Annotated in this window: 16 protein-coding genes; 12 read left to right on the top strand and 4 right to left on the bottom strand. The window is 46.3% G+C overall.

The genetic code is table 11. From position 1 onward, the window contains the following. Nucleotides 1-85: 85 nt before the first annotated feature. Nucleotides 86-1,024 (bottom strand): helix-turn-helix domain-containing protein, encoded by a 939-nt coding sequence (locus IX95_RS11520; protein ID WP_038160064.1) that lies wholly within the window; start codon nucleotides 1,022-1,024, stop codon nucleotides 86-88. Between the two features lie 121 nt (nucleotides 1,025-1,145). Between IX95_RS11520 and IX95_RS11515 the strand changes: the two genes are divergently transcribed. The 10 genes from IX95_RS11515 to IX95_RS11475 all read left to right on the top strand — a co-directional run bounded on the left by IX95_RS11515 (nucleotide 1,146) and on the right by IX95_RS11475 (nucleotide 9,277). Further along, entirely contained in the window at nucleotides 1,146-1,559 is a 414-nt protein-coding gene (locus IX95_RS11515; RefSeq protein ID WP_038160061.1) for a rhodanese-like domain-containing protein, read from the top strand. Beyond that, nucleotides 1,550-2,152 carry a glutathione S-transferase gene (locus IX95_RS11510; protein WP_038160058.1) on the top strand — a complete coding sequence of 201 codons (603 nt, stop codon included), beginning with the start codon at nucleotides 1,550-1,552 and terminating at the stop codon, nucleotides 2,150-2,152. The genes IX95_RS11515 and IX95_RS11510 overlap by 10 nt, the downstream gene beginning before the upstream one ends. 123 nt (nucleotides 2,153-2,275) lie before the next feature. Then, a complete protein-coding gene (locus IX95_RS25885; protein ID WP_081885428.1) occupies nucleotides 2,276-2,458 on the top strand; it encodes a hypothetical protein in 183 nt (60 codons plus the stop codon). Between the two features lie 9 nt (nucleotides 2,459-2,467). Next, a complete protein-coding gene (locus IX95_RS11505) occupies nucleotides 2,468-3,685 on the top strand; it encodes an MFS transporter (protein ID WP_038160055.1) in 1,218 nt (405 codons plus the stop codon). Nucleotides 3,686-3,750: 65 nt separating this feature from the next. After that, on the top strand, nucleotides 3,751-5,073 hold the full coding sequence (locus IX95_RS11500) for a DASH family cryptochrome (protein WP_038160046.1): 1,323 nt from the start codon (nucleotides 3,751-3,753) through the stop codon (nucleotides 5,071-5,073). A gap of 1 nt (nucleotide 5,074) precedes the next feature. After that, on the top strand, nucleotides 5,075-6,619 hold the full coding sequence (locus IX95_RS11495) for a cryptochrome/photolyase family protein (RefSeq protein ID WP_038160045.1): 1,545 nt from the start codon (nucleotides 5,075-5,077) through the stop codon (nucleotides 6,617-6,619). A gap of 112 nt (nucleotides 6,620-6,731) precedes the next feature. Beyond that, a complete protein-coding gene (locus IX95_RS11490) occupies nucleotides 6,732-7,460 on the top strand; it encodes a sulfite exporter TauE/SafE family protein (protein ID WP_038160043.1) in 729 nt (242 codons plus the stop codon). 40 nt (nucleotides 7,461-7,500) lie between these two features. Further along, nucleotides 7,501-7,794 (top strand): antibiotic biosynthesis monooxygenase family protein, encoded by a 294-nt coding sequence (locus tag IX95_RS11485; protein ID WP_038160041.1) that lies wholly within the window; start codon nucleotides 7,501-7,503, stop codon nucleotides 7,792-7,794. 28 nt (nucleotides 7,795-7,822) lie between these two features. Beyond that, nucleotides 7,823-8,248, top strand: a complete 426-nt coding sequence (locus IX95_RS11480; RefSeq protein ID WP_006961507.1) for a YccF domain-containing protein — start codon at nucleotides 7,823-7,825, stop codon at nucleotides 8,246-8,248. A gap of 210 nt (nucleotides 8,249-8,458) precedes the next feature. Then, nucleotides 8,459-9,277: a substrate-binding periplasmic protein gene (locus IX95_RS11475; RefSeq protein ID WP_021455527.1), complete on the top strand. Its 819-nt coding sequence runs from the start codon at nucleotides 8,459-8,461 to the stop codon at nucleotides 9,275-9,277. Between the two features lie 30 nt (nucleotides 9,278-9,307). On the opposite strand, the gene IX95_RS11470 is transcribed toward IX95_RS11475, so the two are convergent. Both IX95_RS11470 and hisC read right to left on the bottom strand, forming a co-directional pair. Beyond that, complete coding sequence (locus IX95_RS11470) at nucleotides 9,308-10,081, bottom strand: ABC transporter substrate-binding protein (protein ID WP_038160033.1); 774 nt, start codon at nucleotides 10,079-10,081, stop codon at nucleotides 9,308-9,310. Next, on the bottom strand, nucleotides 10,065-11,183 hold the full coding sequence (gene hisC, locus IX95_RS11465; RefSeq protein WP_038160030.1) for a histidinol-phosphate transaminase: 1,119 nt from the start codon (nucleotides 11,181-11,183) through the stop codon (nucleotides 10,065-10,067). The genes IX95_RS11470 and hisC overlap by 17 nt, the downstream gene beginning before the upstream one ends. A 157-nt stretch (nucleotides 11,184-11,340) precedes the next feature. On the opposite strand from hisC, the gene IX95_RS11460 reads away from it, so the two are divergent. Together IX95_RS11460 and IX95_RS11455 are read left to right on the top strand one after the other, a co-directional pair. Beyond that, a complete protein-coding gene (locus tag IX95_RS11460; protein WP_038160028.1) occupies nucleotides 11,341-12,216 on the top strand; it encodes a LysR family transcriptional regulator in 876 nt (291 codons plus the stop codon). An 8-nt stretch (nucleotides 12,217-12,224) separates the two neighbouring features. Further along, entirely contained in the window at nucleotides 12,225-13,205 is a 981-nt protein-coding gene (locus tag IX95_RS11455; RefSeq protein ID WP_038160024.1) for a ribonuclease Z, read from the top strand. On the opposite strand, the gene IX95_RS11450 is transcribed toward IX95_RS11455, so the two are convergent. After that, nucleotides 13,183-14,883 carry an ABC transporter substrate-binding protein gene (locus IX95_RS11450; RefSeq protein ID WP_038160022.1) on the bottom strand — a complete coding sequence of 567 codons (1,701 nt, stop codon included), beginning with the start codon at nucleotides 14,881-14,883 and terminating at the stop codon, nucleotides 13,183-13,185. The two genes, IX95_RS11455 and IX95_RS11450, sit on opposite strands and share 23 nt — an antisense overlap. Nucleotides 14,884-14,921 lie beyond the last annotated feature (38 nt).

Raw genomic sequence — 14,921 nt, 5'->3', positions numbered from 1 at the left:
TCAGCCATGCTATCAGCGCGTTGTCGTTTTCACATCGTCACAAAGGATAGAAACGCCATACGTTTGATTAAGGTCAATTTCTCTCTCAGTTTTGACCAAACTGCGCTCTGTACTTCTGTGGCGAAACGCCCACCAAGCGGCGAAAATGATGGCGCATAGTGACGGCGTTATCAAACCCTGCTTGGTTAGCCAATTGTTCGATTGGTAGGGACTCGGTTTCCAGCAACCCTTTTGCCCTTTCGATGCGCTGTTGGATCAGCCATTCTTTAGGGGAAAGGCTGAAACTGGTGCGAAATTTACGATCAAAAGTACGTCGAGACATGCTGGCTTGTTGAGCCCAGTCTTCGACAGTGATGGCTTTATCCAGATTCGCAGACGCCCAGGCGATAGCTTGTGAAAATGTGCTCGGAACTTTGAGCATGGGTGTTTCAACAAACTGCGCTTGTCCGCCTGTTCGGTGGGAAGATATGACCAGCCTTTTCGCGACCTGATTGGCAATCTGATAGCCGTAATCGTGACGGATTATCGCCAGACCAAGGTCGAGGGCAGATGCACTTCCAGCTGAACAACCAATCTGTCCATCTAATACGTAAAGTACATCTTTCTGGTATTCGACATCAGGGAAATGCTCACGAAATGCATTTTCATACATCCAGTGTGTGGTGGCTTTACGTCCTCTGAGCAGTCCGAGTTTTCCCAGCAAAAAAGAGCCTGAACAGAGCGACAAAACGCGTTTACCATCAGCGACAAACTGACGAATCTCGCGCTGAATCAGGGGAGGAATCTCGTAGTCTCCAGTCGGCCATCCTGGAATGATCAATGTGTGGTAACTCTTTAAACTCTCGACAAACTTCGTGCTGAGCGTAACACCACCTGTGCTTTCAAAATCTTTATTCTCCATATTAATGATCTCGCAGTAATACCAAGGGTCGAACTCTGGTCGAGGCAAGGCAAACAGTTCCGCAGCGCAGGACATTTCAAACAAGGTGATGTGAGAGTGGGCAAGAATGGCAACTTTGATCATCTGGAAACTCGTTAGTGAGCGATAGTCTTTGGCTGATTATTATCGAATATTGACTTTTAGGCCAGTGTTGAGTTGCTCATTTCAACGCAATAATGATTCAAAAGACAAACAAGGAGACGTTATGACAAGTGCAGTAACTAGAGTTCCAGCCGCCAGTAGTGAGCGTGCGTTGGCGCATTTCAGTCGGCTATTGGAGTTTGAAACAGACTGCTGGGATGTTCATCATGCCGTCAGCAATGATCGTATGGATTTTGTGTTGCTTGATGTCAGAGGAGAAGAGCTGTTTGCGCAAGGACACGTGAAGGGAGCGATTAACATTCCTCACCCGAGGTTGAATGAAAAGAGCCTGAGTGCCTTTCCACCAGACACACAGTTTGTGGTGTATTGTGCGGGGCCACACTGTAATGGCACCGAGAAGGCGGCCATTCGTTTGGCAAAACTTGGTAGACCTGTGAAAAAAATGATTGGTGGAGTCACAGGCTGGCTTGATGAAGCGTTTGAGCTGGTTAAACAGGAGGTTGAAACATGCGTTTAATTGTTGGAACAGATTCTACGTGGTCTTTGCGCGCTTGGATATGTGCTTACATTACAGGAATAGAGATGGAAACTCAGGTGATCGATCTAACGAAACCTGAGGCGAAAGAACAACTTAAACTGATGTCTCCGACAGGGCTCGTACCAGCACTCATTACGGATAACAACTGTGTAATCCATGATTCGCTTGCTATTAGTGAGTATTTAAACGAGCTATCGGGAGGGAAATTGTTACCTCAAAGCGAGTCTCAACGAGCAGAAGCACGGAGTTTATGCTGTGAAATGCACTCAGGTTTTGTTGCGTTGAGAACGTATTGCTCGTTTACTCTGGATAAACCGGATGTTGACCCACTTCCTATGCAAGAGCTGGCTTCTGATCTCACGCGTATCAATACCATTTTTGCCAAGGCTCGGTTGCCGTTTATGTACGATGAGCCAACCATGGTTGACGCCTTCTATGCGATTTTAGCTTACCGGCTTGAGAGTTACGGCCTTTCTCTTCAAGGCAAAGCGGCGGACTATCAACAAAGCTTGCTTGAGTGGCATGGATTGACCAGTGCGATTGAAGCCGCCAAAGAGTGGCGTAACGGGTGATTGAGGAATCTACAATGACTCTATGACTAACATGCATAGAGTCATTGTAAAAATGTCATTTGAGTCATAACGAGAGGCTCAATACACTTCGCGCTCTTTATTTTCTTGCTGAGACTATGAATCATGTTTTCTCAATCACTTTTTGCTCAGCTCTCGAGAATGACGGTATTGCTTTGCCTAACTCTGTTAGCCGTTCATCAGTCCCCGCGTCTGATGGAACTGTTAGCGGAGCAGGCTATCAATAGCGGTTGCCACCAGCAAGGTCATGATATGTCCGGTGACCATTCTCATCATCACCATCATTAAGGTAAGTTCATGAGCATTTTCCGTTTTCCAGCAATGGTCTGGTTAGGCATCGCCATTTTGGTTATCTGCCTGGGTATCAGGCAATCATTTGGTATCTTCATGATGCCGGTTTCCGATTACTTTCAAACAGGACGTGAATTTTTCAGCTTTGCTATTGCGCTGCAAAATTTGCTGTTTGGTGTATTTCAGCCGTTTGTCGGTATGGCAGCCGACCGATTTGGTGCTAAACGCATCATCATTGCAGGAGCTATCGCGTATGGCGTCGGCCTGTATTTGACCTCCATCGCTGTCGAGCCTTCAACACTTTATTGGACACTTGGTGTTCTCGTTGGTTTGGGCCTGAGTGCAACCAGCTATGTCATTGTCCTTGGTGCTGTTGCTAAAGTTGTCCCTGCGGAGCACGCAGCAAAAGCGTTTGGCTTGACCACTGCTGCAGGCTCCTTTGGTATGTTTGCTATGATTCCTGGAGCGCAGATGCTGCTGAGTGATCTGGGGTGGCAAGGGGCTCTTCAAGGCTTCGCTATGCTTTGCTCAACAATGATCTCGTTTGCATTGTTTATGCGAGCGCCGAAAACCGCGGCCAACCAAGGGCACTCTACTAGTGAGATAAAGGAAGATAATTTGACGCTTAAGCAGGCGTTAAAAGAAGCGTTTGCTCATAGAGGCTATTGGCTGATCCATCTTGGTTTCTTCGTTTGTGGCTTCCACGTGATGTTCATCGCGACGCACCTACCTAGCTATTTAGCAGACAAACAGTTACCAGCCTCAACGGCTGCGATGGCACTCGCTTACGTTGGGGTTTTCAATATCTTCGGCTCTTACTTTTGGGGAGTGATGGGCGATAAATTCAGCAAACGCCATGTGATGTCTGCGCTGTATCTGATGCGTACCATGGTGATTGGCGCATTTGTGACGTTGCCAGTCACTGAGCACACAGCGGCGATATTTGGTGCGGCCATCGGTTTTTGCTGGCTCGGTACGGTGCCGTTGACGTCTGGCTTAGTGAGGCAGATCTTCGGCGCTAAGTATCTGTCGACGCTTTATGGGCTGGTCTTTTTCACTCATCAGGTCGGCAGTTTCTTAGGGGCTTGGGCTGGTGGTCGTATTTATGATTACTACGGTTCTTATGAGCCCATTTGGTGGTCAACAGTTGTTCTCGCGTTTGCTGCGGCGATTATTCACCTGCCAATCAACGACAAGCCTGTTCGACGCTTTGCAGTAGCGTAATAAATTTATTCACTATAAGTCTTAGTTCCGTACTAACGTGAAAGAGAAAAGTCAGGAGCTGAGGCTTGAAACAAAAAGTTGGTCTTTACTGGTTCACTTGTGATCTTCGCATCCAAGATAACCCATTGCTATGGCAGGCGAGTTGCGAAGTTGACAGCCTGCTTTGCGTCTATTGCTTGCCTCAGATGGACAGATATCTGGTTCGTTATTCACAAGAGCAGAGTTTAGGCTCTGAGAGATTGGCATTTCTGCAACAATCCGTGGCCTGTTTATCGCAGTCTCTCGAAAATATGGGCCAGAAATTGATCGTATTTGATGACCGTCCCCTGGATGTTCTCAATCGTTTTATCCAAGATTACGGCGTCACGCATTTTTACTGTGATCTTTTTTCCGGTGTCAATGAGCAAAGTGTAGTCGATAGGTTGTCTCAGCTACACTCGGATCTCACCTGCATTCAAGAGCCAGTTAACACACTCTTCAGCCAACGCCTTCTCCCTTTTACGTTAGGTGAATTGCCCAGTACTTTTACTCAATTCAGAAAGCAAGTCGAGCACCTTCCTATCGGTGTAGATTCAAGCCTGTCTGCATTGCCAGAACCACCTGCGCAGGTAATCAGCACATTAAACATGGAAGAGGTATCGTGTCAGCTATTCGCTGGCGGAGAAACTCTAGGGCTTGCTCACTGTTCAGGTTACTTTGCTACATCTTTAGCAAGTCACTACAAACAAACTCGCAACGAGCTTGATGGTTTTGACTTTTCTACTAAGTTTTCTCCGTGGCTAGCCGTAGGATGCCTGAGTCCGAAAAGAATCTTTGTATTGCTTCAAGAATATGAGCAGAGGGAGGGGGCAAATGACTCAACATACTGGATTTTCTTTGAGCTGTTGTGGCGTGAGTATTTCCATTGGTACGGAAAACTGTGGGGAAGACGTCTGTTTAAGTTTTCCGGCTTGAAAGATGCTGCTCCATTGACAAGTTTTTACAGCTACCGTTTTCAGCAATGGAAGCATGGTGAAACTCAATACCCAATCGTCAATGCATGCATGAAACAGCTTAAAGCGACGGGTTACATGTCTAATAGAGGTAGGCAACTCGTAGCAAGTTGTTTGATTCATGAACTTGGTTTGGATTGGCGCTACGGAGCCGCCTACTTTGAGACTCAACTCGTTGATTATGATGTCGCTTCGAACTGGGGGAATTGGCAATATTTGGCGGGCGTGGGTGCGGACCCTAGAGGTTCTCGTCATTTTAATTTAGCGAAACAAACGGAAATGTACGATCCAGATAAGGTTTTCATAGAGCGGTGGCATGGAAACAAAGTGATTATACCAAGTGATCATGTTGATATGGTCGACTGGCCACTCTCTTGTTTAAAAGGAGATGATTAAGATGACGTTTAACACTATCCGCCTTATTCTCGGCGATCAGCTCAATATGCGTCACTCTTGGTTTAAAGAGTCAGACAAATCAGTGTTGTACTTGATTGCAGAGCTCCATCCAGAGGCAACTTATGTTAGGCATCACATACAAAAGGTGTGTGCATTTTTCGCTGCAATGCAGGCCTTTGCGCATGAACTTCAGCAAGATGGGCATGAAGTGTTGCATCTCAATCTGGACCAAACTTTGGAATTTTCTGATGTCTCGCAACTCATTCATCACTATGTCAAAGAGTCTGGTGCAACAGTGTTCGAGTATCAAAGACCAGATGAGTTTCGTTTAGCAACGCTCCTCGATGAAATAGAGATACAAGGCTGCCGTATTCAACGTACAGAGAGTGAACATTTCCTTCTTCCTTTTGAGCAGATTGAGCAGCACTTTCCTCAAGGAAAGCACATTATGATGGAGCACTTCTATCGTAAAATGCGAAAAAACTTCAGCATCTTAATGGATGATGGAAAACCTGAAGGTGGAAAGTGGAATTACGATGCGAACAATCGCAACAAACTCAAAGCAGCGGATATAGAGCGTTTGCCAACCCCTCTAATGTTTGGAAATGATGTCACCGAGATTAGAGCGTCGCTTGAGCGGCACAATATCAGCACCATAGGGCAACTTGAAGGCCCGTTGTTATGGCCGATCAACCGCAATCAGAGTCTGACATTGCTTGCCCACTTTTGCTCAGTATGCCTGCCTAACTTTGGTCGGTTTCAAGATGCAATGACACAGGCGCATGAATCAAAATGGTCGCTTTACCATAGTCGATTGTCCTTCGCCTTAAACAGCAAAATGCTTCACCCTCTCGAAGTGATTGATAGTGCGTTGTCAGCGTATGAGTCAAACCCAGACATTGATATTTCTCAGGCAGAAGGCTTTATACGTCAAATACTCGGTTGGAGGGAATACATCCGAGGCGTGTACTGGGCCAATATGCCAGATTATGCTGAGCACAACCACTTCGACGCTAAACGCCACTTGCCTGAGTATTTTTGGTCTGGAGAGACGAAGATGGCATGTATGAAAGAAGCCATTGGGCAGTCGTTGGATTTTGCCTATGCGCACCATATTCAAAGACTCATGGTGACGGGTAACTTTTGTTTGTTAACAGAGATTGACCCAGCCCAGGTTGATGAATGGTATCTCGGTATCTATGTGGATGCGATTGAATGGGTAGAAATGCCTAACACCCGAGGTATGGCTCTGTTCGCGGATGGTGGCATTGTGGGGACTAAACCTTATGCTGCGAGTGGCTCGTATATCAATCGAATGAGTGACTACTGCAGAGGGTGCCATTATAACCATAGTGAAAAAACGCAGGACAATGCATGCCCGTTGAATAGCTTGTATTGGCGCTTCATGCACAAACACAGAGAAATGCTAACGCAGAACCCACGTATTGGCGTTATTTATCGATCTTGGGACAATCTTGATGACCATGCACAAAGTGAGATTTTGCAAAAGGCAGAGTATTATTTGGAGCATATTGAAGCCTTGTAATTCAATCTCTAGCGTGGTGGAAAATAAAAACGTGCCAGAAGGTATTTTTGGGACCGCTTGAGAACAAATTAGATTATGATGAAGACCTTTGCTCCCAACGGTCTTTCTTTATATGTTTTCTGAATGGATAACGACAGAGGCATTGCTTGCTGCTTTCCTGATTTTCCTTGGCTCGTTCGTACAGACAGCGATAGGTTTTGGCTTAGCGATTGTTGCCGCGCCTCTACTGTTTCTTGTCTCGCCAGATTATGTTCCCGCCCCTATCTGCTTGGTAGCGCTCTATATCTCAATTCTGAATGCTTTGAAGCACCGTGATAGCGTAGAGATTGGTGGGCTTAAGATGGCATTAATTGGTCGAGTACCGGGCTCTATAGCGGGAGGCGTGCTATTGGTGATGGTATCGACCGACTTGCTGGCATTATGGCTTGGTCTATTGGTGCTGTTTGCTGTCGCAGTGAGCTTACTTCCTTTTCGTATTGAACCGACACCAACCCGCATGGGCGTTGCCGGTTTCTTTTCTGGCTTTTTCGGCACAAGTTCAGGTATTGGTGGACCGCCGATGGCCTTGTTGTTACAACATCAGGAAGCGAATCAGTTGAGAGGCAATTTGTCGGCCTTTTTTGTGTTCAGCTCAATCATTTCATTGATTATCCAAATGCCTGCGGGCTTTTTGACGACGCATCATCTGTGGATCAGTATTCCTCTTCTTCCTGCTGCGTGGTTGGGTTATAAACTCGCTTTAGCAACGACTCAATCTCTACCCAAAGAGAAGATTCGTCTTGGAGCATTGATGCTGTGTACTGTAAGTGGTGCGACGGCAGTCTGGCAGGGCTTAGTATAAGTTATTTTTATTGATGTTCATCTTAGGTTAAGGAAAAACCATGATACTAGAAGTCGCAATCTTGGATGTGAAGCCTGATATGGAGAAAGATTTTGAGCAAAACTTTGCAAAAGCTCAGGCCATCATTTCAAGTATGAAAGGCTATGTTTCACATCAGTTGCAACGCTGTATGGAAAATCCGGGGCGCTATATTTTGTTAGTGAACTGGCAAACATTGGAAGACCATGAAATCGGATTCAGACAATCTGCTGAGTACCAGGAATGGAAAGCACTTTTACATCATTTTTATGATCCATTCCCGACCGTAGAACACTATGAGAGTGTGTTCGGTTAAGGTTTTCTAAAAGGAGAAACAACAGGTTATGAGAACGATAGGTAATATAATTTGGTTTTTGCTGGGCGGCGTTGTCATGGGCCTGATGTGGTGGTTCTTCGGCCTGCTGGCTTTCATCAGTATCGTAGGTATTCCATGGGGACGCGCCTGTTTTGTGATGGGGAATTTTTCCTTCTTCCCATTTGGTCAGGAAGCTATTGCCCGAGATGAGCTGACCAATGAAATGGATATTGGAACCAGCCCGCTCGGTTTGGTCGGCAACGTCATTTGGTTTGTGTTTGCAGGTATCTGGTTAGCGATAGGCCACATCCTGTCAGCGGTGGCGTGTTTTGTGACCATTATTGGTATTCCATTTGCTATTCAGCACCTCAAACTGGCGTATATCTCGCTGGCTCCTATTGGTAAAACCGTGGTGCCTAAAGAGCAAGCGGCAATGGCAAGATATTCTAAATAATGAAAGCCCCAATTGGGGCTTTTCTTTTGTCCGTCAATTATTAAGCAACTTCAGCCTAGTTCGAAAAGACTAGCGAGAAATTCTTATATCTCCTCCAATAAAAGAGACAGTGTCATCCGACAAATTGGACCTGTATGGCATTGACCCGACATAATTGTCATTTATAGTAGTTCGCTAAATTTGCTGCTATAAAAATAGAATAAACACTCAATGCTGCGCTGGATAACAAAGATAAAAACCTTCCTCTGCGCGTCAAGCTTGATCGTATCCATTGCCAGTGATGCGCATCCCCATCCCGTGGAACTGGAACTCTACACTCAGGAATTTCCGCCGCTACAGGTGGAAGTAGATGGTGTGGCAGAAGGCTATGTGGTCAAGTTTGTCGAAGCTGTGGTACAGGACGCTGCTCAATCCCTGCCGATGGAAGTTCATCAGGTGCACTTCACTCCGTGGAAGCGGGCAATGCGAATTACGCAAAATCGCGCGAACGCCTTGTTCTTCTCTGTATCACGTACGCCAGTGAGAGAGGATAAATTTCATTGGATTGGTGAAGTCTCTCCCTATGAAGTCGGGATCTATCGTCATATTACTGGGCCTAAATTAGAAACGGATGAGCTGCAGGCGCTCAAAGGCTATCGTTTTGGTGCACAAACCGAGGGTTCATTTGAAGAGTTGATCGAGTCTCTGGGCTTTCAGCGGATTATCCCTGTTAACTACGGTAAAGATGCGATTCGTTTGCTGCGTGCGAATCGGGTCGACTACGCACCTTTAGTAACGGTCAGTTACCCCTATCGTATGGAACAATATGGCTTTGATCCCGATAACTTTGTCGAAGTAATGAAAGTAAAGCAATTGTGCAAAGCGCTGTGGTTAGTTACGGGGAAACAAACATCACCAGAGGTGGTGAGCGCTTTAAGCCACAGCTTTGAAACGTTGAAAAAACAAGGGAAGCTGGCGGCTTTGATTGACGCTTATCAGCCGGATAGCGCGGTGATGCTTCGTTATCGAAAACAGGCGGCTAAGCGATAAAAAAGGGCCTGAAGACAGGCCCGAATGGATTTACAGCTCTTCGCCGTAGATGTCAAAAGAGAAGTACTTTTTCGCAATCTTGTCATACGTACCGTTGGCGCGAATGGCGACAATTGCTTTATTGAATTTCTCAGCCAGTGCTTTGTCATTCTGACGTAATGCTAACGCTGTTCCCTCACCTATGTAGGCTTTGTCGGTAACAGGCTGACCGACAAACTTGAACCCCTGACCAATGTCTTTGGCCAGAAACGCTAAGGCTAGTTGATCTGAATTACCAAAAGTCAGATCCAAGCGACCGTTTACCATATCAATGTAGACTTCATCCTGACCGGTATAACGTTTGATCTCTGCGACGTCACCGAACTTGTCCGTTACGTAGCGATCGTGAATTGTGCCACCTTGAACACCGATGACTTTGTCTTTCATCCCTTGCGCTGAAATGTCGACCTTAGCGTCCGTCGCTGTGACAAAACGAGCCGGAGTCTGGTAATACTTGTTGGTAAACAGTACACGCTTTTTACGCTCTTCCGTAATACGCATCGAAGCCATGATGACATCTGACTTTCGTGCCAGCAGGCTCGGAATGAGCGAGTCCCAATTTTGGGCGACCCAAGTACAGTCCAGTTTGGCTTCAGCACACAGCGCGTCGGCAATTTCAATGTCGAATCCCGTTGGGTTGCCGCTCTGATCTTTGTAGTTAAACGGCGGGTAAGTGAAGTCAGATGCCAGACGTACTTGCTTTGCAAAAGTGGGTGTAGACAGAAGGGCAGCAGTACAAGCAATGACACTAAGCACTTTTTTCATGTTCGAAATCCTTATCTTCGTTTTTCGTTGATACTGGGTCAGCGAAGTGGCTAATGATGGTAGCGACTTCTTGCATAGATTCTTGTGAGCCAATCGTGATTCTCACGCAGTGTTTCAGGCTCGGTTCGTGTGATTGATTACGGGTGACGATTCCAGCTTTAAGTAAGTAGTTGAACAGATCGACATCCGGTCGGGTGCGAATCAGCACGAAGTTGGTGGAAGAAGGGTATACCTTCTCAATCCAGCTTAATGATTGGATCTGGTCAACAAACCAATTTTTAGTGGAGATCAACTGCTGGGTACTTTGTGTCACTTTGGCTAACCCTTCTGGGTTCAGTGCGTTTAACACGATTTCGGCTGAACTGTCTGGCATTGGGTAAGGGGGGACCATTTTATATAGGTAGTTCATCACGGATGTATCAGCGATGATGAAGCCACAGCGCACTGCCGCAAGGCCAAAGGCTTTAGAAAGAGTACGAATAACAACTAGATTAGGGTATTGCTCGATTAAGCTGACAACGCTTTCTTCAAGTTCAAACTCAATGTATGCCTCATCCACGACAATCAACGCCTGATCTTGCGTTTGGTCGAGAACAGACAGTACATCTTGTCGACTCAGCATCTGGCCTGTCGGGTTATTGGGTGAACAAAGAAACACCAAGTTTGCAGACTCCGCCGCTTTCACAACGCCGCCCACATCCAGAGCAAAATCCGGCGCAAGCAAAGGGACGTCAATGGTTTCAACGGCAAGTGAATCAGCACAAAATTCATACATCGCATACGTAGGGCTACAGATAGCGATGCGACTTTTACCCGGTTGGCAGAAAGTGCGCACGAGAAGATCAATGGCTTCATCAGCGCCTCTCACTGCGAGAACGGGCTTTTGGGTGTGGGAGTAATCCTGATAAGCAGAAGCGATGTCCTGAGGCAAAAAGTCAGGGTAACGATGGTAAGCATTTTGTTGGTCACTGAAATGCAGTGGTTGCTCTAACTCGTTGGCGTTGAGCCACAGTCGACCAGAACCTCCAATTCGCCGTGCGGATTGATAAGGTATTAATTTTTTTATGTTATCTGGTGCAATCTTGTCTGCCAGTGACGCCATTTCAATATTCCTTTACTGCATAATTAATCGAATAGAAATCAAATTAATAACTAGAATTTCTTATTTGATAAAAATGTAGTCAAAAACCTATTTGAGTAGAATCGAAATAAAGGCATACTAGCTATGCAAAAAATGCATAGCTAGTATGGTGGTAATGATGCGCTTACCTTCGACGAAAAACTTACAGGCATTCTTGGCAACCGCCGAATACCTTAACCTGACCCATGCCGCCGAGTCGCTCAACATGACGCAAGGCGCGGTCAGTCGGCAGATTCAGTCTCTCGAATCTTTGATGGGAGTGAGCTTGTTTTATCGCCGCGCTCGAGGGCTCGCCCTGACGCCTGAAGGGAGTATGTTCATTCCACTCGCGCAGGACATCATCAAGCGCTTACAAAGATCGGTGAGAGAAGTGTCCGAAAGTGCCAACCGTGTGAAACTGCTGGCACCAAGCTGTATTACCACCTGGTTACTGGCGCGCTTAGCTAATTTTCAGCAGGCTAACCCTGAAGTGAATGTCGAACTGACTTCAACTACTAAGCACCAGTTTCATCCGGACTTTGACAGTTTTGATATGGTGATCGTTTATGGTAAGCCAGTGCGAAGCAAGCAGGTCTCCCAAACCTTGTTGTTTGACGAAATTCTCGCGCCCGTTTGTTCTCCTCAGTTGTGGTCACAATTCGTTGAGCCAGATGAATCTATACACGACAATTTGGTTAATCGCTTTACTTGGTTACATGCAAACCCAGAGCAGTCTGACTGGATGCTTTGGTGCAACAGTTGTGACGAATCTACACTTAAAGGAAAAGGGAATCAGACGTTTGCTACGTTAGATCAGGCGATGAACGCGGCTCAGCAGGGGTTTGGGATGACCGTGGGGGACGTGACCTTGGCGGAGCTGGACATAAAGTCAAATCGCTTGCTCTGCCCGTTTGATAAACGTATCCGATCTGGCAATAGTTACTTTTTGCTTTCGGCTAATCAAGAGCCTAATGAATCGGTCAAAGCGTTATCTGACTGGCTGGAGCAACAATAAGGTAAGTTATGGAAATCTGTTTATTAGGGACGTCATCAGGGACTCCAACCAAAGCAAGAAATGTCTCTGCCACGGCTGTAATGGAAAGCAAGGGTAAAGGCTGGTTTCTGGTTGATTGTGGTGAAGCGACCCAACACCAATTGCTACATACGCCCTTGTCTCTTAATTACCTTAAGGCGATTTTCATTACTCACTTACACGGTGACCATTGCTATGGTTTACCGGGACTACTTGCCAGCGCTGGCATGAATCGTCGTTCAGACCCATTAATCATTATTGCGCCGAAAGGAATTCGAGAGTGGCTTGAAGCGACAATGCAATTTACTAAGCTTCACCTGCCTTACGATCTTCAGTTTGTCTCTGCTGAATCTTTACCCTCAATGACGATCGGCCAATTCACCATTTCATTGTGTGAATTAGAGCATCGCGTGCCTTCCTTCGCCTATTGTTTTACGGAAAGTACGATTAAAGCCTATCTAGATTTTGACAAGCTGGCACAGCAAGGTGTTCCTAGAGGTCCGCTATGGGGGCAATTAGTCAAAGGGCAAAATGTCGAACATGAAGGCAAAACGCTGATCAGCGAAGAGTTCACCTACTTAGAACATGGGCCAAGAAAGCTTGTTATCGCCGGTGACAATGCCGATCCTGAGTTGCTCAAGCACTTATGTGAAGAGTGCCATTTGCTGGTACATGAGTCGACTTATGCCGAAGCTTTCGCCAAACAGGCGAAAGAGTTTGGCCATAGCTACGGAAAGTTGGTTGCGGAGTTTGCCGAAGTCGCTGGTATCCCTAACTTGATTCTCACCCATTTCAGCCCACGTTATCAGCTTCACCCTGAAGCAGAGCTGTCAGTCGAGATTATTCGCTCAGAGGCTGAGCAGGTATACTCTGGCAACTTATTCCTTGCACAAGACTTACTGCGCTATCGAATCGACAAACAGGGTAAAGTGACGTTAGTCGATCAACCTATTTCATCACCACCTGATTGAAGTCTATCCAACCGTTAGCAAGCAGTGCAGGCGCTGTCACGGTGTTTGAGATATTGAGGTCCTGTTCTACATGAAAGAGTGGTTGATAAATGCCTTTTCTGATTAAGATTTTCTCAATCTTTTCAAACTGTTTGAGTCTCGTAGCTAACTTAGGTTGTGCCATGGCTTGAGTACATTTCTGTTTGATCCAATGTTGCTCTTTATCGGTCAGGCAGGCGGTAAGAGCACTGGTGTTAAATAGCCATCCTAACCAAGACATTTCAGTATCTTCACCGAACACTTCGCCACAAATGATGACATCCGCTTCAGATAAGGTACTGAGTTGGTCAAACACGGGGTATTCATGAACGGTCAGTTTGGCATCTATGCCTAACTTTTCTAGCGATTCAACAACTAACCGAGCGGTTTCTATATGGGTTGCAAGTTGGTAGGTGACGACAGAGAGAGGCGCTTCCGGCATAGGGAGCGAACGAATATGTTCTGTAATTAAATCTAACGCTGATGGTTTGAGTGACTCGGGAGAAGACATCATGCCGCTCGCTACAGCGAGCGCTTCACACTGTTGTGAATGCGGTGCGCCCATATGAGATAAAACCTCTTGCAGCACAGCCCGATGAGCTCGTTTGGCCATCCATCCATTACGATTCACGATGAATGTTGCGTAGACACAACCTTCCTCCCATTGATTTTGCGCACGGAATCCAGATGCGTTTCCTTCACGTATGTGGCTGCCATGTACGACATGACTGTTAAGGTCAAAGTTCTTAGCTTTATCACCAATGTTCCAGATCTCAATACCGTCTATCCAAGGTCTGAATCCGTGATAGTGCGGGTTAATGGTCATCAGTGTTCGCCACTCAGTTTGCTCTTCTAAGCAGAATGGGCCAGTTCCGACGATTTCACCTTTGATTGCTTTGGTGATGCCCATAGCAGAGTGTGCCAGCAGTTTAGGCAGTAGACTCGGCATTGAATGGCTGACAAAGTGAATAGATAGGTCATCGATTACTACGACGTCATCGATAAATGCGAACAGAACTTTGCAACCAGCGTCTGAGCTCATCAAGCGCTCAAAGTGAGCTTTGATATCCTGAGCCAGCAAAGGACTGCCGTCCTGAAATTTAAGCCCTTTGCGTAATGTTATTTCAAGTGTGTGGCCGATCAGTTTCCATGAGTGTGCCAGATCGGCTTGTATATCGAGATGATCGGTATTGATGGTGAGCAGATTGGCATACAGATAGCTTGCAAGGTGGATTTCTGTTCGCCGCGTGATCAGAACGGGATCTAGGCAATGGGTGCCGCGGTAGAAAGGGATCTTTAGTATATGTTTTGACGCATCTTTCGGCTGAAACTGAGCGAGATAGTTTTCCAAAAAATTATCACGATGTGAATCCTTGACCAGCAATAGAGCCTGCGCGACTTTTCCTTCTTCTAATAGACGAAAAGCTTGTTGCTCCAATCGTTCGTTTGGGCACTTCAATAGCTTTGCATTGGGTAAATTACCTCGGCCTACCCCCGGCTGCCACTCCAGGAAGCGTTCTTTAATCAATCGCTTAATGAGCAATTGGGCATTGCGTCTTGTGCAGTCCAGTGATTGGCTGAAATTGTCCAAGGACATTGGCCGCCACTGCTCAAACTGCAGATTATCACGGCAGAACGCGAGGGATTTCCAGTAACGCATAAAGGTGAAATTCCTTTTTCTTATTTCTATTTTTCTTC

Source organism: Vibrio sp. B183, from assembly GCF_000740665.1.
Lineage (GTDB): Bacteria > Pseudomonadota > Gammaproteobacteria > Enterobacterales > Vibrionaceae > Vibrio > Vibrio coralliilyticus.
The sequence above is the reverse complement of the archived record's forward strand: the minus strand, read 5'-3'. Positions and strand labels throughout refer to the sequence as shown.